This is a genomic window from Lacrimispora sphenoides JCM 1415, from assembly GCF_900105615.1.
GTDB classification, from domain to species: Bacteria; Bacillota; Clostridia; order Lachnospirales; family Lachnospiraceae; genus Lacrimispora; species Lacrimispora sphenoides.
Genome location: NZ_LT630003.1, coordinates 3,224,311 through 3,245,184, shown reverse-complemented (window position 1 = coordinate 3,245,184; position 20,874 = coordinate 3,224,311). Strand labels below are relative to the sequence as shown.

Here is a 20,874-nt window from a genome sequence, read left to right as displayed (position 1 = left end):
TATGCCGATTAAAGTACAAAAGGATTTACCTGCTAAAGCCATACTGGAAAAAGAGAACATTTTTATGATGGATGAGGACCGTGCCTTAAGCCAGGACATCCGTCCTCTTCAGATCTTGATCATTAATCTCATGCCTGTAAAGGAAGAGACAGAGACTCAGCTTCTCCGGGCCCTATCCAACACTCCGCTGCAGGTAGACTGTACCTTTTTGATGCTGGAAAGCCATACCTCCAAGAATACGTCAGCCAGCCATTTAAATAAATTCTACGTTTATTTTGATGAGGTAAAGAAAAGAAAATTCGATGGCATGATCATCACCGGTGCGCCGGTGGAGAACATGGAATTCGAAGAGGTGAACTACTGGGAAGAATTAAAGAAGATCATGGAATGGAGCAAAACCCATGTGACCAGTACCCTTCATATCTGCTGGGGAGCCCAGGCAGGGCTTTATTACCATTATGGCATACAGAAATACAAGAGAGAGAGTAAACTGTCAGGCATCTACCGGCATAAGGTTCTGGACCGGAAGGTTCCCCTTGTCCGCAGTCTGGATGATTATATGATGGCGCCTCATTCCCGCTTCACAGAAGTAAGGAGAGAGGATATTGAAAAGCAGCCGGAGCTGGTGATTCTTGCGGAATCAAAAGAGGCCGGGATACTTCTGGTAATGAGCCGGGACGGAAAGCAGGTATTTGTCCAGGGACATCCGGAATACGACCGTATGACTTTAGACGGGGAATATCACCGGGATCTGGATAAGGGATTGGAGCCTGAGATTCCATGCAATTATTATGAGAATGATGATCCTGATACGGTGCCGGTTCTTAATTGGAGAAATGGGGCAAACACCATGTATGGGAACTGGCTGAATTTCTATGTATATCAGATCACGCCTTATTTACTTGAGGCGGAGGAATAAGAATCCTTTATTTTACAAGGTTTTTAGCATTTTTAATTAGTTTATTGTAATTTGAAAAATGTCGTAAATTATTGCAGGATAACAGCATTTATCATGAAAATGGGAGTAGAAATAGGGATAGATTCACTTGTAAAATGGGGGTAGATTTTCAAGATCAATTCAGTAATGTTTTATCATATAAATAAGTTCTTTATTAATTGTAATGGCACAATTGATGGAGGGCTTATTTATATGGTAAAACCGTAAAGTCATATTTCATGTATAAGATATTCTAACCATATCCGTGATATTTTGATTGCCTGCGTGGATGGGCTGACAGGATTCCCTCAGGCGATAGAGGCTGTTTATCCAGAAACTGAGATACAGCAATGCATCATTCACCAGATCCGCAATACCACTAAATTTATATCATACAAAGAAATCAACCCTTTAATGGCTGATTTAAAGCGTGTATACGGGGCTCCGACCGAAGAAACGGCTATATTGGAGTTAGATAGCTTTGAAGAAAAATGGGGAGGTAAATATCCGAAAACCGGAAAATCGTGGAGAGAAAACTGTGTAAATCTATCTACCTATTTCAAGTATCCGGAAGCGGTCAGACGCCTGATATATGCAACGAATGCAATGGATATTACTATAATGGGCAAGAGAACATAGGGGAGCGTGCAAAAAGGACAGGGCAAACATGGCAGGAAAAATGGATATATTCACTTGTTATCTCGTATAATAAAATATAATATTTGAATTATTATAATGGAGACCATTACTTATGTATCAAAAATACGAACTTGAAATACGACAAAGAAAATCAGCGCACGAAGAATGCGATAATTTAGCTAATATAGTAGGAAGATTCAAATTGATTTGGATAGTTATGTTAGGGTATACCATTTATAATGCATGGACAAATCATTTCCCATTAAAATTTATTGTATTGTTGTTAGTAGAAGCGGTTATTTTTATTATTGCTTGCATCTATCATAGAAAACTATTTCAACGAATCGCATATGAGGAGGGTCTTATCGCTATTGCAAAAAGGAACTTGTGCCGCATGTCAGGAGAATGGAGAACATTCGATGACATTGGGGAAGAGTTTATTGATTGCAACCATAACTATGCAATGGATTTAGATATTGTGGGCAGGTATTCTTTGTTTCAGTTTTTGAACAGTACAAATACTTATTATGGAAGATTAAGGTTTGCACAAGACTTGTTGAATCCTAATTATTCACAAAAAGATATACAAATGAGGCAAGAGTCTATTTCTGAATTGAGCAATGATTATCCTTGGAGTAGTCACTTAGAATATTACTTTTCAAAAATCGGTATAGATAGGTCATTTCCCACGCTTATTTCAGAATTGCAGTGTAAAAACACTTTCATCAAAAGTAAGCTTTTACAACTCTTGTTGGATATTTTCCGTGTACTCACTTGTGGGTCAATCATTTTTTCTATATTAACAAAGAGTAGATACGGTATACTTGTTGCAAGCTCTTTGATTTTGTTTCAACTTATACTTTGGGGAATTGGCTTTCTTAAAGCAAATAGATATATAGGAATAATGAGGAAAATCCCTTATAAAATATTAAAATATGATGATGTTTTTCAGGAAATTGTGGAAAAAGAATTTTGTTCTTCTCGGTTAAAGAAAATCAAATCAATTTTACACTCGGCTAAAGAGGCAATACAAGATTTATCAAAAATATCAAGTAACATCAGTCAACGACAAAATGGAATTGCTTGCATCTTTTTGAATGCTGTATGGCTATGGGATTATAAAAATGCCGTGGATTTAGATATCTGGAAACGAAAGCATGGTGATTCAGTGGCTATGTGGTTTTCAGCTATAGGAGAATTGGAAAGCTTGCTGAGCTTGGCAAATCTGCCCCGTAATTGCACTGTTACTAGCCTTCCTATAATTTCCGCGCAATCGAATACCATAAGGGCTAAAAATTTAGGACACCCCCTTTTAAACAATAAAAATAGGGTTAGTAATGATTTGGAACTAAACAATAATATTCTAATTATTTCCGGCTCCAATATGTCTGGAAAAACCACATTTATGAGAACTGTGGGAATCAATATGATTTTAGCGAGTACTGGAAGTTATGTATGTGCAGATCAAATGACATTTTCCATGATGAAAGTTATGACTTCTATGCGTATAGCAGATGCGTTAACAGAAGAAATTTCCACATTCTATGCGGAACTAAAGCGAATTAAAGAAATTATAGATACAGCGCAGGTGAATGAGAATCTACTATTCCTGATTGATGAAATATTTCGAGGAACAAACTCTGTTGACAGGTTGAAAGGTGCAGAAGGAGTACTTCAAAAACTTCATATACTTGGAATATGCGGTATCATTACGACACATGATTTAGAGGTTTGTAAATTAGAAAGCACATACCGGCGTATTAAAAATTATTGTTTTAATGAACGATATTCTAATAACGATATTCTCTTTGATTATAAAATGAAAAAAGGAGTGTCGAAAACAACCAACGCACAATATCTTCTTAAAAAAGTTGGTATTATTTAAGCAAACAATATTAATTAGATTGGGAATCATTAAAAGCATTAAACTCAATCATTCCCTTAAATTATTTAGGCAAAATCATTATTATGCCCGATAAAGCGTAGCACGCTGTATGCAAGCAGGGAAGTGGATTGCGAATATCCATATATATGCAATTGAGCCATTTTTTGCGCGTTGTTCAAAGAATAACCAGCATGTTATACTTGTGAAAAACTAAGAGAGAAAAGGATCATGTGATGAACAAAAGTATTATGAAGAAACTATTTCTGTCTGTTTCCGTTTTTATGGTGATCGTACTGAGTTGTTATTTAGGCAGGGGGGCATTTGCTGAAAAACCTAACAGAATTTCCTCAGAACCTACCCAAAACTCCTCAACCGTTGCGGTTGCAGACACGCCGGTACCTCTTTCCCCGAAAACGATTGCAGATAATCCTGAAACGGCTGCTGTCCTTGCCACAGAGGAATCATATACACCACCCGCAACAGAACCGCCTGCTTCGCCTGCAGCGGAATCATCTGCTCTGCCCGCAGCAGAATCCTCTAACCTGCAGATTGGTAAATTAGTTGGTTATTATGCAGCATGGGCGGCCTATTATAATTACTATCCAAACCAGATCGATGCAAGGAAGCTGACCCATATTAATTATGCTTTTGCCAACATTGGTTCTGACTTAAAGATAACCCTGGGATATCCTGACGTGGATGCCTCTAACATAAAGCTTTTAAATTCCTTAAAACAGACCAATCCGGATTTAAAAACAATGATTTCCGTCGGAGGCTGGAATTGGTCCGGGAAGTTCTCGGATGCGGCCCTGACAGAGGAGACCAGAATTGCATTTGCAGACAGCTGCGTTGATTTCATTAAAAAATACGGATTTGACGGAGTTGACTTAGACTGGGAGTATCCGGTCAGCGGAGGTATGGCGGCAAATTCCAGGCGCGGGGAAGATAAACATAATTTTACTCTGCTTCTTAAAAAGATTCGGGAAAAACTGGATGCGAAAGGTGCTGCTGACAATAAGCATTACTTACTGACCATTGCAGGAGGAGCGGATACTTCTTACATAAACAATGTGGAGCTGTCAAAGCTGGCTCAGTATCTGGATTATGCAAATATCATGACCTATGATCTGCATGGATACTGGGATTCTAATACAGATCTCCTTGCTCCTTTATATGACAACGATGATTCTTCTCCCCAGTATAAGGCGAGTGTGGATAGAGCTGTTAATGCCTGGCTTGGAGCCTCTTTTCCGGCAGAAAAGCTGGTAATGGGTATTCCGTTTTACGGATATTTATATTCTTCTGTAAATAATTCAAACAATGGATTGTACCAGACCTTTGGCGGTTCCAATTCCATCGGATATCAGGATATTAAAGAAAACTATTTAAATAAATCAGGCTATACCAGTCATTTCCATACCCAGTCAAAGGTTCCATGGCTATTTAATGGTACGGTCTTTATAAGCTATGAGGATCCGAAGTCCATAGGCTTTAAAACTGATTATATCAAATCAAAGAAGTTAGGCGGCGCTATGGTTTGGGAGCTGAGTCAGGATTCGAAGGGAGAACTTTTAAACGCACTGTATCATGGACTGAAACAATAAAAGAAGGCGTCTGCCCCATATCCCAACAGGGAATATGGGACTGACGCCTTTTTTATTCCAGACGGTCCATATAAGGATTTTATTATTTTTCCAGGGTGCTGAGTCCTGCAACTTCATCTACGGGAAGAGAAAAAGCAATGGCATGTTCTCCGGTTTCCTTCAACACTGTTTCGCAGATGGATTTAAGAACCGCCTGTTTATCCGTGAAGGGAACCAGGATGAGGAGAATTTCCTTCTCACTGGAAAGAGTCAGACCAAAAAGCTTTTTTGAATCATCAGCAAGAGCTTCTCTGGCTTTGACCAGGGTTCCTCCCTTACAACCGGCGTTTCTGGCAGCTTCCATAATAGGAGCGGAAAGGTCGGTATTGATGACAGCAGCAATTAGTTCGTATCTGATCGTATCTGACATAGAGCGATCCTCCTTGTGATAATCTGTGGATGAGGGCATATCCCCAGCTGACGGGGCATTTTCTAATATATTGGAAGCTGCGGCGCTGATCCCTGACAGGGGGATGGTAAATACAATGCCATAGCCTGGTTTTTCAAGCTCTAATTTTTCATGCAGAGCAGATAATAAGCGCTTGGTAGCCGCTTCTTCCACAATTCCGATAACCAGATCTTTTTCCGGCTCATCAAATCCAAGACAATCCCTGATTGCAGAGCTTGCGGTCCCATGTCCTCTGGTAATGAGAAGCAGTTCCTGATGATGCTCTCTAAAAACGGAAGCTGCCTTTTCGCCCTTTCCTCTGGCAACGATAATCGTTATCCAGTTTATTTTACGATTGGAAGTCATCAGCCTCCTCCTTTCCTAAGTCAATAAATTCAAGTTCCATATTAAGAAGCGGCGCATTCGCCGGAACGTTCGCTTTTTTCGTTTTGTAGTTATAAGAGACGCCGATAAGCTGTATGATGATCAGGGGCGTCATAGCGACCATGGCTACGATACCAAAGGCATCGGTCACAATATTTCCACCCAAAGCCTCACAGGCTCCCATAGCGAAGGGAAGGAGGAAGGTAGCCGTCATAGGACCGGAAGCCACACCGCCTGAATCAAAGGCAATGGATGTAAAAATCGGCGGGACTACAAAGGAAAGGCCAAGGGCCAGGGCGTAGCCGGGAAGCAGGAGTGCCAGTAAGGGCAGGCCTGTCATGACCCTTATTATTGATAATCCAAGGGAGATAGCCATGCCGATGGATAATCCGGTCATCATGGTTTTTTCCGAAATGGAGCCTCCCGTAATGTCCTCTACCTGCTTATTTAAAACCTGTACGGCCGGTTCGGCTTTTACGATATAGTATCCAATAAGCATTCCGATGGGAACCATGACCCAATTATAAGGGAGTGAGGCAAGCTGCTGTCCCAGATAATTACCGGCAGGCATAAAGCCTACGTTTACACCGGTAAGGAAAAGCGTCAGTCCGATGTAGGAGTAGATGAGTCCTACCAGGATTTTGATTAACTGTCTTTTTCGAAGCTTCAGAAAGAAGATCTGGAATACGATAAAGAACAGCAAAACGGGGAAAAGAGCCAAGAAGACCTCCCAGGCATAATCAGGAAGTTCATGCTGAAAAGCCAGCCAAAGATCCTGTGAATTGTTTATGGAAGGGATCATCAAGGGTTCATAATCAGTGGCAGAGGATTTATAGACCAGACCCAGTATCATAACGGAAAGAATCGGTCCTATGGAACAAAGGGCGACCAGGCCGAAGCTGTCGCTATCCGAATTCTTACCCCGCCCGATGGTTGAGAGACCTACGCCAAGTGCCATGATAAAGGGCACCGTAATAGGGCCTGTTGTAACTCCGCCGGAGTCAAAGGCCACAGCCAGAAATTCTTTTGGTACAAAAGTAGATGTAATAAAGAGTATGGCATAGCAGATCATAAGGATATGGGATAAGCTCCAGCCAAACAGGGTTCTTAAAAATGCAATTGCCAGGAATACCCCTACTCCTCCGGCCACAGAAAGGATCAGGACCATGTCAGGAACTGCGGGCGTCTGCCCCGCCAGGACCTGAAGATCCGGTTCTGCGATGGTAATGATAAAACCAATGACAAAACAGGCAAAAACAATAAGCGGCAGCTTTTTTGATTTTGCCAGGTGGGCACCCGCTTTTTCCCCGATGATCATCATGGACATGTCGACACCAAGTGTAAAAAAGCCCATTCCAACGGTTAAAAGGGTTGCACCTACCAGAAACAGCATCAGTGGGTCAAGTGGCATGGGAGTGATGGTTATGCACAGGATCAACACGATACATGTAACGGGCAGGACAGATGATAGGGATTCTACTATTTTTTCTTTTAATTTTTGATTCAAAGAGATACCTCCTGTTGTCCGTTTTTAATGATAGGGATTCTTAAGAATGATAATTTGCACAGAATTGTGCATGAGCCTGCAGACTCTTTTTAGATCATGACTAGTTTAACACATAATTAGTTGCGAGTGCAACTAAAATCTTTATGAAAAGTTTATATCCTGGAAAAAGTTGTCAGCGATTCACAAATGTACAATTACCTGTCTTACCAATTTCATATCCCTTAAATGGAAGGAGACTGTTTTTAAATTCCTGGGAACTTATCGTATCGGCAATCCTTTGAAAGGCCGGATGGTTCAGGACTTCTTTAGAAAAGACTAAGTCCATGGAGGCAGAGGACAACGGGATATAATCAAGCTGCGGGTATGCAGCCAGGTGGGAGATATCGCCGATGCCCGCATCAGCGGCTCCCGATGCGACTGCATTTGCGGCTGACATATGGGAGAGGCATTCTTTCTTGTATCCGGGAATATCGGTTTTTTCAATGCTTTGGGCTGAAAGGCTGGAGTCCAGATAGATCCGGTACCCGTTTCCTTTCTCCCTGTTTATGAACCGGATATCCGGCCGGCATATATCCTTTAAGGTGTGTATGCCCTTTGGATTTCCTTTTCTGATATAAAAACCTGCCTGAAGGCTGCAGATATGGATGATTACTGCTTCCTTTCCTGGCAGCAGGCTTTGGATCTGCTGGATTTCCTGTCCTTCCCGGCTGGTGCAGAAAGAGGTGAGGGCCATATGGGTCTTTTCATAGTACAGGGAATACAGGCTGTTATATTCATTCATATAGGAATGCAGGATGGGAAGGCTGTCCGGACGCAGGCTCAGCTGACTGCGAAGCAATTCCACAACTCTGGATTCCTGACTGCTTATGATCAGGCCGCTGGCGTTAAGAAGGTAATCCATCTGCCGGATCGCGGAATCAGCGGTAAACAGAGGGATATCCATGATCCCGGGAAGAGGCTCATCTGCCTGGAAAGAGCTGCAGTTTGGAACCTTTAAGTATTCATCCAGCTGTTCCTGGCTGATCCTTATCTGCTTGCCTACCTTATTTGCCCTTAATTCTCCTCTTTTTATCAATTCATAAACAGTAGATTTTTTGATTTTAAGCTGATCGGCGACTTCCTGGGTGGTATATATTTTTTCCATACGGTTTCCTCTTTATTTCTTTTGGCTTCCATCAGTTATATTTAGTTATAGCATATTTCATTTCAATGTCAATCAAAGCTGTAAAAGCCGGTTTAAATCCCGATGTTATTATATAATTAGATTGGCATTGACATTCCTTAAAATTTCATCTAAAATGAATTGGTAATTACCAAACGGGACAAAACCCAACAAAACATAATTAAAATGAACAACTTGTTGTTCAAAACCAGGAGGAAGTATTATGAAACAAGGAAAGAAATTACTGGCAGTAATGTTGGCAGCAATGTTTGCTGCCGGTACGGTTGCGGGGTGCGGTTCAACCGGTACAAAGGCTACGCAGGCGGATCAGACAACTGCAGCGGAGGATACCAGTAAAGCTGAGGAAACTACGAAGGCAGAAGAAACCACCGAGGCAAAGGCAGAGAAGGAAGACCTTTATGTCTTTATTGCAGCCAGCTTAAAAAACGCAATGGAAAAGATCAAGGAAACTTATGAAAAAGATCATCCAAATGTAAACATAATATACAATGCAGACAGCTCAGGCACTCTTCAGACTCAGATCGAAGAAGGCGCCCAGTGTGACATTTTCTTTTCTGCGGCAACAAAGCAGATGGATGCGTTAAAGGATGGCGGATTTGTAGTAGACGGCTCCATCAGCAACCTTCTTGAGAATAAGATTGTTCTCATTAAGCCAAAGGATGGGAAAACTGAAGTAACCGGCTTTGACAATATTACTAAGGCATCAAGCCTTGCTCTCGCAGGAGAGGATGTGCCTGTAGGCCAGTATGCAAGAAAGCTGTTCACCAATCTGGGAACCCTTGATCAGGTAATGAAGATGGAAATTAACGAAGGCGCCAATGTTACTGCTGTTCTGACAGCTGTTGCAGAAGGAAGCAACGAAGTTGGAGTTGTTTATGCAACTGATGCGGCTTCTATGGCGGACAAGGTTGAAATCATTGCTGAAGCAGATAATACCATGATCGATCCTGCTGTTTATCCGGTAGGCCTGATCATTGACAATGAGGCATCAGAAGGGCAGGCAAAGGCAGCCGCTGATTTTAAAGAGTTTCTGGTAAACGATGAAGGGGTTATGAAGCTGTTTACGGATGCCGGATTCGCAAAATCTTCTAAATAAATAATACATAAAAAAGGGGGTGAAAATCTATGCTTGAACTGATGAAAACAATAGATTGGAGTCCCCTTTTTATTTCTTTTAAAACGGGGATTCTGGCAACGGTGCTGACATTTTTTCTGGGGATAAGCGCCGCAAGGCTGATTATGAAGCTGAACAACACGGCAAAATCCATTGTAGATGGTATCTTAACATTGCCATTGGTACTCCCGCCTACTGTGGCCGGGTTCTTTCTTCTGTTGATCTTCAGCCTTCGGAGACCCTTCGGCAAATTTCTTTTTGAGGAATTTAATATAAAGATGGTACAGACATGGCCAGGCTGTGTCATAGCTGCTTTTGTTATCGCATTTCCCTTGATGTACCGGAATGCGAGGGCAGCTTTTGAGCAGGTGGACGTTGACATGATCCATGCGGGAAGGACCCTGGGGCTGTCGGAGAGGAAGATTTTCTGGAAAATCATCGTTCCCATTGCAGCTCCTGGGCTGGCTTCCGGAACCGTACTCGCCTTTGCCAGAGCCATCGGAGAATACGGGGCGACCGCCATGCTGGCAGGAAACATCCTGGGAAAGACCAGAACGGTTTCCGTTGCAATTGCTTCCGAAGTTGCGGCAGGAAACTGGGATACGGCTGGATTCTGGGTATGTGTCATTGTAATCTTGTCTTTTTTTATTGTTGCTGTTATAAATTATATATCCGGAAAAAATATGAAACATGTGAACAGGTGGATTTAATATGGCATTGCAGGTAAACATCCGAAAAAAGTTTTCAGGATTTGAATTAAATGTGGAATTTGAAACTGAGGCTGGCTGCATGGGGATCTTAGGAGCCTCAGGCTGCGGGAAAAGCATGACTTTAAAATGTGTGGCAGGAATTGAAAAACCGGATCAAGGCCGGATCGTTTTAAACGGGAAGGTATTGTTTGATTCGGAAAAGGGGATCAATCTGCCTGCCAGAGAACGCCGTACCGGCTACCTGTTTCAGAACTATGCCCTGTTTCCCACCATGACGGTAGAAGAAAACTTAAGTATCGTGATTCCGGGAAAAAAACGGGATAAGCTTCCCCTTGTCGCTGAACAGCTAAGGCGCTTTCAGCTGGAAGGCCTGGAAAAAAGATATCCCTCCCAGCTGTCGGGAGGGCAGCAGCAAAGAGTGGCCCTTGCCCGCATGCTTTTATACAAGCCGGATATTATTATGTTAGATGAGCCGTTTTCTGCATTGGATGGCTTTTTAAAGGATACGCTTCAGATGGAAATGCTGGAACTGATCAGGGAATATAACGGCGATGTACTCATGGTATCCCATTCCAGAGATGAAATCTACAAATTCTGTGATCATATGATGCTCCTTTCAGAAGGAAAAACCATATTAAAAGGCTGCACAAAAGATATTTTCCGCAGACCGGAAAGAATGGAAGCAGCAAAGCTGACCGGCTGCAAAAATATATCATCCATAGAGAAAATAAGTGATTATGAGCTTTATGCCTGTGAATGGAAGATAAAGCTTAAAACAGAGGAGAAAATCGGAGATTCCGTCAGGTACGTAGGAATCCGGGGCCATAACCTGATTCCGGTTCAGGAACGGTCGGAGGAAAATGTCATGGGAATTGAATTGGCTGGGTTTGCCGATACGCCTTTCCAAAGGCAGTACCTGTTCCAGAACTCAGACGATAAAACCTCCTCAAAGATCTGGTGGGTCCAGGATAAAATGGACTTTGAGGAAGGAAAGCTTCAAAATATTCCGCCATTTATTAAGTTTCCCAAGGAAGACCTCCTGCTTTTGCTTTAGTGTTTGTGAGAACCGGTTGACAATGAGTATAGAAATGCTTACAATCATTTTATGAAAAAGCAGTATAATCTTCTGGCTTACAATTCATAATTACTTCTATATATTTCCACTTTCCTGCCATGCTTTTTTGGCAGAACACGCCTCGTTTTACCGGGTGTAAAGGTATACCGAAGTATATTTCCACAGGCCAGGATTGGATGAGAGGAGGCATATGAGATGAAACTCAGTGCAAGAAATCAGTTTAAGGGAAAAGTTGTAGGAATTGAAACAGGTGCGGTAAACGCCATTGTAACCATTGATATCGGCGGCGGCAATATCGTATCGTCCACAGTTTCCATGGCGGCGGTGAAGGACTTAGAACTGGAAGTCGGAAAGGATGCCTATGCCATCATTAAAGCGACTTCTGTAATGGTTGGGATTGATTAAAAGTATATTTTCTAAAAAACTGACGGTCCTATATAAGACAGTATAAATTAAAAACTGTTTATGGGCACTGCCAAGTAAGATGTGTAAGAAAGGAAGCGTATCGTTCAATCCGAATGATACGCTTCCTTTCAATTTGTACGATAATTTATTGTTGTTTTAGCTTGATTGGACTTATCTGCTATATGGCCAGGAAAAGATAGGAAGTAATTGAAACACCAATACAATGAGATAGAAATCAAACAAACAGAGAATTTATGAAATGTATTGTAGAACTATTGACTCTAGCATAGTGCTATAGTTTATGATAAATAGATACAGTTGGATTAATTACATGGAGGTGGTATTTATGCTTAAAATTGGAGATTTTTCAGCATTATCAAAGATAAGTATTTTTATGCTCCGGCACTACAATGAAATAGGATTGCTCATTCCGGTATATGTTGATGAGTTTACAGGTTACCGCTATTACAGCGAAGAACAGCTCCCTATTGCCAATCGCATACAGGCGCTAAAAAATATGGGGTTTGGGTTATCCATTATTAAGGATATCCTATCGGAGTACAATAATGAGGATAGCCTAAAACGATATTTGACTCTTCAAGCCGCTCAAAAACAAGAAGAAATTGAGATAATGCAAAAGCAATTACTGTTGCTTCAAACAACTATAAAGGGTCTTAACAAGAGTTCCTCACTTTCCAGATTTAACATAGCAATTAAGGAAATTCCTAAAAGAAATGTCATAAGTTATCGCAGTACAATTGCCGCATACAATCAGGAGGGTATTTTGTGGAAGGAATTGTCGGAGAATATTGAGGAACAAAACATACAGTTTGCTAATCCAAGCTACAACATTGCAATCTTCCATAATGAAGGATTTGTAGAACATGAAATTGATGTAGAAGTTCAGAGAGCTGTTGTTGGAAATTATAGAAGTACAGATATTGTAAAATTCAAAAACGTTCCTGTGATTACCGCCGCGACATTAACTTACAAGGGTGGTTACATTCAACTTGTCGAAGCAAATGAAGCAATTGCAAATTGGATTTCAGAAAATGGTTATGAATTTGATGGTCCAATCTTCAATATCTATCATGTCTCTCCTGAAACTGAACCTGACCCGGCCAATCTGATTACAGAAGTATGTTTCCCAATTAGAAGCAAATAGCGTGTTCATTATTATCGTTGCTGAATAAGCAGCGATTTTTTTGTTACATAAATTTTTTTATGCCTATTGACTCTAGCACCGTACGATACTGTACGCTTAGTACAAAGAGAAAAGGAGGTATAAATTTGGAGGCTATTTCAGTTAGTAATCTATCAAAAGAATACGCAAGCGGTAAAATGGCGCTTGACAATGTAAGCATTACAGTTTCAACAGGAGAAATATTTTCTTTGCTGGGGCCGAATGGAGCGGGTAAAACGACATTAATTAATATCCTGACAACGTTTCTGAAACCTACAAGCGGGCGGGTATCGGTTCTAGGTCATGATGCAATTACAGAGCAGAAATTTGTTAGAGCTGATATTTCCTGCGTTGCTCAAAAGGTATCCATTGACGATCACTTGTCCCTGCGGGAAAACATGCTGTTCCAAAGCCGACTTCACAAGCTGGACAGAATGACTGCAAACAAGCGCATGGACGCTCTTATTGACACATTTAGCTTAAAAGAATATGAAAAGTACAGGGTAACAGCATATTCCGGAGGTGTAAAACGGCGTTTGGATATTGCCATGAGTATGATGTCATATCCCAAGATTCTATTCCTTGACGAACCAACTGTAGGAATGGATATTGAATCACGTAAAGCCATGTGGGAAGTCGTTAAAACAATCAAAACCCAGTTTGGCACAACCGTTTTTCTGACAACTCATTATTTAGAAGAAGCCGATATGTTAAGTGATACGGTATGTATTATGAAGGAAGGGCATGAACTGGTGCAGGATACACCGGAACATTTACGAGAACATACCCGCAAAAATATTGTTCGTATTGATTTGGATGATCCAGAAAGGCAACAGGAATTAGCAGCGCAGATTTCAGCCCTGCCATTTGTGAAAGGAATACGAAAAGAGCAGAATACCATTTATGCAAATACGTATGACGCCAAAAAGGACTTTTACGCTCTGAATCAATTCATGTCAGATAAACGAATTCATTACTCCGCAATTGGAGTTGTAACACCCAGCCTTGATGATATCTTTCTGTCTCTTACACAAAAAAATGATGGGAGCGTTCGAAATGCAAACTTATAATCTTTTTTGGAGAAGCGTAAAATGGCGCTTTCAAAATCCGGTAACTATTATTATGACATTGGTTCAGCCTCTCATTTGGCTTTTATTGTTCAGCACTATATTTAGCGGCGGTAAAGCAGAAGAAAATTACACTGCTTTTATTCTGCCCGGCATACTGGTCATGGGGGTACTGTCCAGCTCCGGGGTAAGCGGAATCGCCAATTATTCATTGAAAACAGGAGGCAGTTTCTACCGGATTATGATTTCCCCCGTGAGAAGGAGCTCTGTTATACTTGCTCATATTTTAGATGCCGCTGTTCTATCATTTATCCAAATTGCAATTTTAATGGGCATCGCTTTTCTAATGTCCGTACGAATTGCTTTAGGAATAAGTGGAATGCTTTCCATGGCTGTATTGCTGTTTCTGTCGGTGGCATTTGTAGCAGCTGTGTCTTATGCCATCAGCCTTACGCTGCCAGATGAAAATTCTTTTATTGCACTTATAAATACGTTCACTTTGCCGTTGTTCTTTGTCAGTTCAGCATTAATACCTTTTGAGCAACTTCATGGTGGATTCCGAATTGCAGCAATGATTAACCCGTTCACCCATGTTGTTAATAGTCTTAGAATGCTGGTACAAGGAACAATGATTGATTGGTTTCAATTTTTTTCCGTAGTGGGACTTCTCCTTGTATTAGGTGCAATTAGTTTTATTGCAGCTGTCTATTCATTAAAGAAAGATAGTTATTGATTTATCTCTAAGACATTGGGAAACGTCAACAGATAAAAATATGGCGTAGCTTTGCGCTACGCCACACTTTCAAAACGGATAAAATACTGTTATACGAAGGACTGCCATTTGACAGTCCGTTTTTACTTTTTAATTATGTACATGTAAATCCTCATAAAAGGAATAATCTAATCCTTAAAGTTCCCTGGATTTATCCCCTTTCATAATATGAGCGCCAAGGAGGAGTACCAGATAGAATATGCTTAATATAGTAATATGGAATGCAGTTTTTATAAATAATGGCATACTCTTAAATGGATCCGCCACGGAAAACAGCGCAAAGTAGATACCGATGGCGAGCACCATCAGGGCCGCCGGCTTTAGGATCATATCCCAAGCGTTCCACACAAAATCCACCTTTTTCCGCAGGGTCAGCACATGCATCATGGCCAGAAGCAGTTCACTGGCCAGCATTCCTACCAGATAGGCTAAGATCCCATATTTGGGAATTCCAAAGAGAACAAATCCTAAGCGCAATAACAATGCAATGGCGTTCTGGACAAAGGTGACAGAGGTTTTTCCCAGGCCGTTTAAAATACTTCCCATAGTAGTTACCAGATAGAGGAAGGGACAAAGCCATGCTAATATGGTCATATAGGTTCCGGCGCTATTATCCTTAAATACGCTGACACCCAAGTCATTACCAAACAGGGTGAAGATACCGATGCAAAGGATTCCCACGTACAGGCAGTAACGAAGTGACATGGAAATGGCATCACCGATCCTCCGGTCATTTCCCTCTGACTGGGCCTCAGCTACCGTTGGAAGCAAAAGGACGGCCAGGGAATTAAATATGGTGGAAGGGAACAGAATAAAGGGCAAAGCCATTCCGGTTAAAACACCGTATACGGAAAATGCTCCTGAATCGGAAAGCCCTGACATCTGCAGTCTGCTGGGAATCAGGATGGCTTCTGCGCTTGCAAGGACATTTAAGACCAGGCGGTTCCCCATAAGAGGCATTGCCAGGTGCATAAGCCCGGGAGCAGTTTCATGGAAGGAAGAGGCAACCGCTGTGACGCCTTCGGGCATTTTTGGTGAAAAAAAGCGATAGGCCGTGATCGTATAAAGAGAAGAAACAATTTCCCCTATCAGATGTCCCATGGCTGCCAGCTGGACAGTGATTTTAATCCCGGATTCTATCATGATATCTGCAATGAGGAACACGGCTCCGATTCTTATGAACTGTTCGATCACCTGAGCAGATGCCGGGACATGAGGGCGCTGCATACCATAATAGTAACCATTGATACAGGCGTGAATGGCCGCACAGGGGACGGATACCGCAATAAAGAGAAGAAGAGGGGCACAGCGGGGTTCCATCAGGATATTGACGGCCAGGAAATCCTTAAACCGGATGATGGCGTATGCCAGGATCAAGGAAATAGCCACTGAAATAATAAGGCCGGTTCGGAAAATGGAACGGCCTTTTCTCACATTAGCGGCTACGGACTGGGATATGGCGGTCTGAATAGAACCGGCGCATAAGGCAAAGCATACGCCAAACACCGGATGGATCAGGTTAAAGATTCCAAGTCCTTCTGCGCCAATGGTCCGTGAGAGAAAAATCCGGTAAAAAAAGCCTAACAACCGGGTGATCAGCCCGGCAGAAGTCAAAAGAAGGGTGCCGGTAAGAAGCGCATATTTTCTTGGCGAAAGTTTTCGGGGAAATTTCAGAGAATCATTCATGCAATCTCCTGAAAATGAGAATTATTATAAATATATGGAATGGGCTTCTTCTTCATGACATCTGTTGCAGTTCAGTTATACCAGCTCCGATTGTATAAATTTTTATGCATGGCTGAACTGTAACTATAATGAGAATCATTCCTATTGAAATTCTAGGAAATGTGTGTATAATAGAATTTGTAGATGAAGCTTTTAACTTTAGGACTACAGAAAGGCGGAACTAACAATATGAAGCAATTGATTTATCTTGACAATGCAGCAACTACCCAAACGCGGCCCGAGGTCGTGGAAGCCATGCTGCCTTATTTTACGGAGTTTTATGGAAATCCATCCTCCGTATACGAGTTTTCCGGCATCTCAAAAAAGGCCGTCTCAGGAGCCAGAGAAACCATTGCGAACACTTTGGGAGCCAAGGCTAATGAGATCTATTTTACGGCAGGTGGTTCAGAGTCTGATAACTGGGCACTGATTGCAACTGCGGAGGCTTATGCTTCAAAAGGAAAACACATCATCACCAGTAATATTGAACACCACGCCGTGCTTCACACCTGTGAGTATTTGGAGAAGCAGGGCTTTGAGGTAACCTATTTAAATGTAGATGAGAATGGGGTTATAAAGCTGGAGGAGCTTAAAAAAGCGATACGCCCAGACACCATCCTTATTTCCATCATGTTTGCTAATAATGAGATAGGAACCATAGAACCGATCAAAGAAATCGGAGAGATTGCAAAAGAACGGGGAATATTATTCCACACAGATGCGGTCCAGGCATTTGGTCATGTTCCCATTAATGTAGATGAATACCATATCGATATGCTCAGTGCCAGCGGCCATAAGATCAACGGACCCAAGGGCATTGGCTTTCTCTATATCAGAAGCGGCATTAAATCCCGTTCCTTCATTCATGGAGGCGCTCAGGAGAGAAAACGCCGTGCAGGTACGGAGAATGTACCGGGTATCGTAGGCTTTGGCAAGGCTGTGGAGCTTGCGGTTGCAGGTATGGCTGATAGAGCAAATAAGGAATGTGAGCTTCGGAATTATCTGATGGACCGGGTTATGGCAGAGGTTCCTTTTACAAGAATTAACGGACATAGGAAAAACAGGCTGTCCAACAACGTAAATTTTGCTTTCCAGTTTATTGAAGGAGAGTCCCTGCTGATCATGCTGGATATGAAAGGTATATGCGGCTCCAGCGGTTCTGCCTGTACTTCAGGCTCCTTGGACCCATCTCATGTGCTGCTTGCCATTGGCCTTCCTCACGAAATCGCCCATGGTTCCCTTCGCCTGACCTTAGATGAGAACAACACAAAGGAAGAGATGGACTATGTTGTGGAATCCATTAAGGAGATCGTGGAAAAACTGCGCAGTATGTCCCCGCTTTATGAGGATTATATTAAGCATCAGGCGAAATAATTCAAAGCGCCGCCTATTAGCGGCTGGAAACAAAGCAGATTGATTACCTTGAAATGGAGAAAGTAAATTATGTATACAGAAAAAGTTATGGATCATTTTGAGCATCCAAGAAATGTAGGGGAAATTGATAACCCCAGCGGTATGGGTACCGTAGGTAATGCCAAGTGCGGCGATATTATGAGAATCTATTTGGATATTGATGAAAATCAGATTATCCGTGATGTGAAATTTAAAACCTTTGGCTGCGGAGCTGCGGTTGCTACCAGCAGCATGGCTACAGAGATGGTTAAGGGAAAATCCGTTCAGGAGGCCATGGCTGTGACGAATATGGCTGTCTGTGAAGCGCTTGATGGATTACCTCCGGTTAAGGTTCACTGTTCCCTGCTGGCAGAGGAAGCAATTCACGCTGCCTTATGGGACTATGCAAAGAAAAACGGACTTGAGATTGAGGGCTTAAAGAAACCCAAGTCTGATATCGGTGAGGAAGAAGTGGAAGAAGAATATTAAGATGCCGGGCTTTTGCTTATCCGGCTAGAAAGTGGAAACATAAAGCTATGAGCAAAGGGAAAGTAGTAGTAGGAATGTCTGGAGGTGTGGATTCTTCTGTGGCGGCATGGCTCTTAAAAGAACAGGGGTATGAAGTCATAGGTGTTACCATGCAGATATGGCAGGATGAGGATACCGGGACCCAGGAGGAAAACGGAGGCTGCTGCGGCTTAAGTGCCGTGGACGATGCCAGACGGGTGGCCTGGGACCTGGAGATTCCTTATTATGTCATGAATTTTAAAGAAGAATTCAAATCCCAGGTCATTGATTATTTTGTAGGAGAATACCAGAAGGGGCGTACGCCCAATCCCTGCATTGCCTGCAACCGTTATGTCAAGTGGGAGTCTCTTTTAAAGCGAAGCCTGGATATCGGGGCGGATTTTATTGCCACAGGCCATTATGCCCAGATCGATAAGCTCCCAAGCGGAAGATATGCATTAAAGAAGTCCGTGACAGCGGCAAAGGATCAGACGTATGCCCTTTACAATCTGACGCAGAACCAGCTGGCCCATACCTTAATGCCGGTAGGAGCTTATTCCAAAGACCAGATCCGTGAGATCGCGGACAGGATCAACTTAATGGTAGCCCATAAGCCGGACAGTCAGGAGATCTGCTTTATTCCGGATAATGATTATGCAGGTTTCATTGAAGAAAGTGCAGGGGAAAAAGCACCGGAGGGGAACTTTGTGGATCTTTCCGGCCAGGTGATCGGCAGACACAAGGGAATTACCCATTACACCGTAGGCCAGAGAAAAGGGCTTAACTTATCCATGGGCCACCCGGTTTTTGTGGTGGAGATACGGCCTGAAACCAATGAAGTAGTAATCGGAACAGGCGATGACGTTTATGACCATACCCTGCGGGCCAACCATATTAACTGGATGGCGGTTCCCGGACTTCAAGGAGAAACCATGCGGGTATCGGCAAAGATCCGCTACAGCCATAAGGGTGCCATGTGTACCATACAGGAAGTGGAGGAGGGAGTGGTGGAATGCAAATTTGACGAACCTCAGCGTGCCATCACTCCTGGGCAGGCCGTGGTATTCTATGATGGAGACTATGTTGTCGGAGGAGGAACCATACTTTGAGGAATGTAAGAAAAGGCCGCGGTTGGCTGTTATTGGCCTCTATCCTTCTTTGCGCATTTATGCTAGCAGGCTGCGCCAGGAAATATGAAGCAGTAAAAGCACCTGCTCTGGAAGAAGCCCAGGGCGGTTTAGGCCAGGAGGAGGGAGAAGAAACGGCTCCCGTGTCCATTGCAGAGGATAGAACCGGAGAAACTGAGACCGGAAAATCAGCGGAGACAAGCTCCCATGAAGCAACTGTAACCATGGAGACAGCTCCTTCTTTTGAGGCAGCCGATGAGACCGTTTATGTTACCGGATCCCAGGTAAATATAAGAAAGTTTCCTTCTGCTGACGGAGAGATTCTGGACAAACTTGAAAAGGGTGCAGTCCTTAAACGGACCGGATCAAGCGAGAGCTGGAGCCGGGTAGTTTATAAGGACAAGGAATGCTATATTTCCTCCCGGTATGTATCAAAAGACAAGCCGGTTCAGGAGACGGCGAGTGCTGCTCCTTCTGTTTCCGGAAACGGGACGGGGAAGATCATTGCCATAGACGCAGGCCATCAGGCAAAGGGCAATTCCGAAAAGGAGCCCATCGGGCCAGGCTCTTCTGAGATGAAGGCAAAGGTAGCTTCCGGAACTCAGGGAACGGCAACCGGTATTCCGGAATACCAGCTCACTCTTGCGGTTTCTTTAAAACTAAAGCAGGAGCTTATAAACAGGGGCTATCAGGTTTATATGATCCGGGAAACCCATGATGTAAACATCAGCAATGCAGAACGTGCCCAGATGGCGGATAAAAGCGGAGCAGATATCTTCGTTCGGGTCCATGCCAATTCCTTAAATGACAGCAGCGTTCAGGGGGCACTTACCATGTGCCAGACGGCTAAGAATCCTTACAACGGAAACTTATACAGCAAGAGCCAGGCTCTTTCCAAGGCCGTTGTGAATGGAATCTGCAATCAGACCGGATTTAAGAACCGAGGAGTGCAGGAGACGGATTCCATGAGCGGCATCAACTGGTGTAATATACCGGTTACCATTGTGGAAATGGGATTCATGAGCAATGCGGATGAAGATAAGAAGATGGCTACTGAGGAATACCGCGATAAGATCGTAAAAGGAATTGCCGACGGAATTGATGCATATTATAAATAAATTCAAAGAAGAACAGTTGTTTTGAGCCTGACTCAAAGCCTGTTCTTTTTTGCATTTACCGGACTAGGCATAAATGAAAAAGAAATGGCATACATTTTCCTGAAATGCGGCTG

General features: G+C 42.7%; 18 protein-coding genes and 1 pseudogene. 15 read left to right on the top strand and 4 right to left on the bottom strand.

Going from position 1 to position 20,874, the window contains the following annotated elements:
• Position 1 precedes the first annotated feature (1 nt).
• The 4 genes and pseudogenes from metA to BMX69_RS14660 all read left to right on the top strand — a co-directional run bounded on the left by metA (position 2) and on the right by BMX69_RS14660 (position 5,065).
• A complete protein-coding gene (gene metA / locus BMX69_RS14675; protein WP_054791849.1) occupies positions 2-919 on the top strand; it encodes a homoserine O-acetyltransferase MetA in 918 nt (305 codons plus the stop codon).
• Positions 920-1,198: 279 nt separating this feature from the next.
• Positions 1,199-1,549: pseudogene (locus BMX69_RS14670) on the top strand (transposase); the annotation flags it as partial.
• A gap of 139 nt (positions 1,550-1,688) precedes the next feature.
• Entirely contained in the window at positions 1,689-3,461 is a 1,773-nt protein-coding gene (locus tag BMX69_RS14665; protein ID WP_100042744.1) for a MutS family DNA mismatch repair protein, read from the top strand.
• A gap of 233 nt (positions 3,462-3,694) precedes the next feature.
• Positions 3,695-5,065, top strand: a complete 1,371-nt coding sequence (locus BMX69_RS14660; protein WP_100042743.1) for a glycoside hydrolase family 18 protein — start codon at positions 3,695-3,697, stop codon at positions 5,063-5,065.
• An 82-nt stretch (positions 5,066-5,147) separates the two neighbouring features.
• Here the strand turns inward: BMX69_RS14660 and BMX69_RS14655 are convergent, their stop codons facing one another.
• The 3 genes from BMX69_RS14655 to BMX69_RS14645 form a co-directional block, all read right to left on the bottom strand.
• Positions 5,148-5,858 (bottom strand): hypothetical protein, encoded by a 711-nt coding sequence (locus BMX69_RS14655; RefSeq protein ID WP_100042742.1) that lies wholly within the window; start codon positions 5,856-5,858, stop codon positions 5,148-5,150.
• The gene (locus tag BMX69_RS14650) at positions 5,842-7,383 is read right to left on the bottom strand and encodes a DUF1538 domain-containing protein (RefSeq protein ID WP_100042741.1); all 1,542 of its coding nucleotides are present in this window, start codon (positions 7,381-7,383) and stop codon (positions 5,842-5,844) included. Before BMX69_RS14650 ends, BMX69_RS14655 begins: the two co-directional genes overlap by 17 nt.
• Before the next feature lie 172 nt (positions 7,384-7,555).
• Entirely contained in the window at positions 7,556-8,527 is a 972-nt protein-coding gene (locus tag BMX69_RS14645) for a helix-turn-helix transcriptional regulator (RefSeq protein WP_100042740.1), read from the bottom strand.
• Positions 8,528-8,768: 241 nt separating this feature from the next.
• Between BMX69_RS14645 and modA the strand changes: the two genes are divergently transcribed.
• The 7 genes from modA to BMX69_RS14610 all read left to right on the top strand — a co-directional run bounded on the left by modA (position 8,769) and on the right by BMX69_RS14610 (position 14,853).
• The gene (gene modA, locus BMX69_RS14640) at positions 8,769-9,662 is read left to right on the top strand and encodes a molybdate ABC transporter substrate-binding protein (RefSeq protein WP_100042739.1); all 894 of its coding nucleotides are present in this window, start codon (positions 8,769-8,771) and stop codon (positions 9,660-9,662) included.
• Positions 9,663-9,691: 29 nt separating this feature from the next.
• A complete protein-coding gene (gene modB, locus BMX69_RS14635) occupies positions 9,692-10,390 on the top strand; it encodes a molybdate ABC transporter permease subunit (RefSeq protein ID WP_100042738.1) in 699 nt (232 codons plus the stop codon).
• 1 nt (position 10,391) lies between these two features.
• Positions 10,392-11,444, top strand: coding sequence for a sulfate/molybdate ABC transporter ATP-binding protein (locus tag BMX69_RS14630; RefSeq protein ID WP_100042737.1), 1,053 nt, complete (start codon positions 10,392-10,394; stop codon positions 11,442-11,444).
• A gap of 216 nt (positions 11,445-11,660) precedes the next feature.
• Complete coding sequence (locus BMX69_RS14625; protein WP_054791858.1) at positions 11,661-11,870, top strand: TOBE domain-containing protein; 210 nt, start codon at positions 11,661-11,663, stop codon at positions 11,868-11,870.
• A 346-nt stretch (positions 11,871-12,216) separates the two neighbouring features.
• Entirely contained in the window at positions 12,217-13,035 is an 819-nt protein-coding gene (locus BMX69_RS14620; protein ID WP_100042736.1) for a MerR family transcriptional regulator, read from the top strand.
• Positions 13,036-13,160: 125 nt separating this feature from the next.
• Complete coding sequence (locus BMX69_RS14615; RefSeq protein WP_054791859.1) at positions 13,161-14,123, top strand: ABC transporter ATP-binding protein; 963 nt, start codon at positions 13,161-13,163, stop codon at positions 14,121-14,123.
• Positions 14,110-14,853, top strand: a complete 744-nt coding sequence (locus tag BMX69_RS14610) for an ABC transporter permease (RefSeq protein ID WP_100042735.1) — start codon at positions 14,110-14,112, stop codon at positions 14,851-14,853. Before BMX69_RS14615 ends, BMX69_RS14610 begins: the two co-directional genes overlap by 14 nt.
• Before the next feature lie 174 nt (positions 14,854-15,027).
• Here BMX69_RS14610 and BMX69_RS14605 read toward each other — a convergent pair whose 3' ends face one another.
• Positions 15,028-16,578 (bottom strand): polysaccharide biosynthesis protein, encoded by a 1,551-nt coding sequence (locus BMX69_RS14605; protein WP_100042734.1) that lies wholly within the window; start codon positions 16,576-16,578, stop codon positions 15,028-15,030.
• A gap of 228 nt (positions 16,579-16,806) precedes the next feature.
• On the opposite strand from BMX69_RS14605, the gene nifS reads away from it, so the two are divergent.
• The 4 genes from nifS (at position 16,807) to BMX69_RS14585 (ending at position 20,761) form a co-directional block, all read left to right on the top strand.
• On the top strand, positions 16,807-17,991 hold the full coding sequence (gene nifS / locus BMX69_RS14600) for a cysteine desulfurase NifS (protein ID WP_100042733.1): 1,185 nt from the start codon (positions 16,807-16,809) through the stop codon (positions 17,989-17,991).
• A 69-nt stretch (positions 17,992-18,060) separates the two neighbouring features.
• Complete coding sequence (gene nifU, locus BMX69_RS14595; protein WP_025234672.1) at positions 18,061-18,498, top strand: Fe-S cluster assembly scaffold protein NifU; 438 nt, start codon at positions 18,061-18,063, stop codon at positions 18,496-18,498.
• Between the two features lie 47 nt (positions 18,499-18,545).
• Positions 18,546-19,625 (top strand): tRNA 2-thiouridine(34) synthase MnmA, encoded by a 1,080-nt coding sequence (mnmA, locus tag BMX69_RS14590; protein WP_054791861.1) that lies wholly within the window; start codon positions 18,546-18,548, stop codon positions 19,623-19,625.
• Positions 19,622-20,761, top strand: coding sequence for an N-acetylmuramoyl-L-alanine amidase (locus tag BMX69_RS14585; RefSeq protein WP_054791862.1), 1,140 nt, complete (start codon positions 19,622-19,624; stop codon positions 20,759-20,761). Before mnmA ends, BMX69_RS14585 begins: the two co-directional genes overlap by 4 nt.
• The last annotated feature ends 113 nt before the right edge of the window (positions 20,762-20,874 follow it).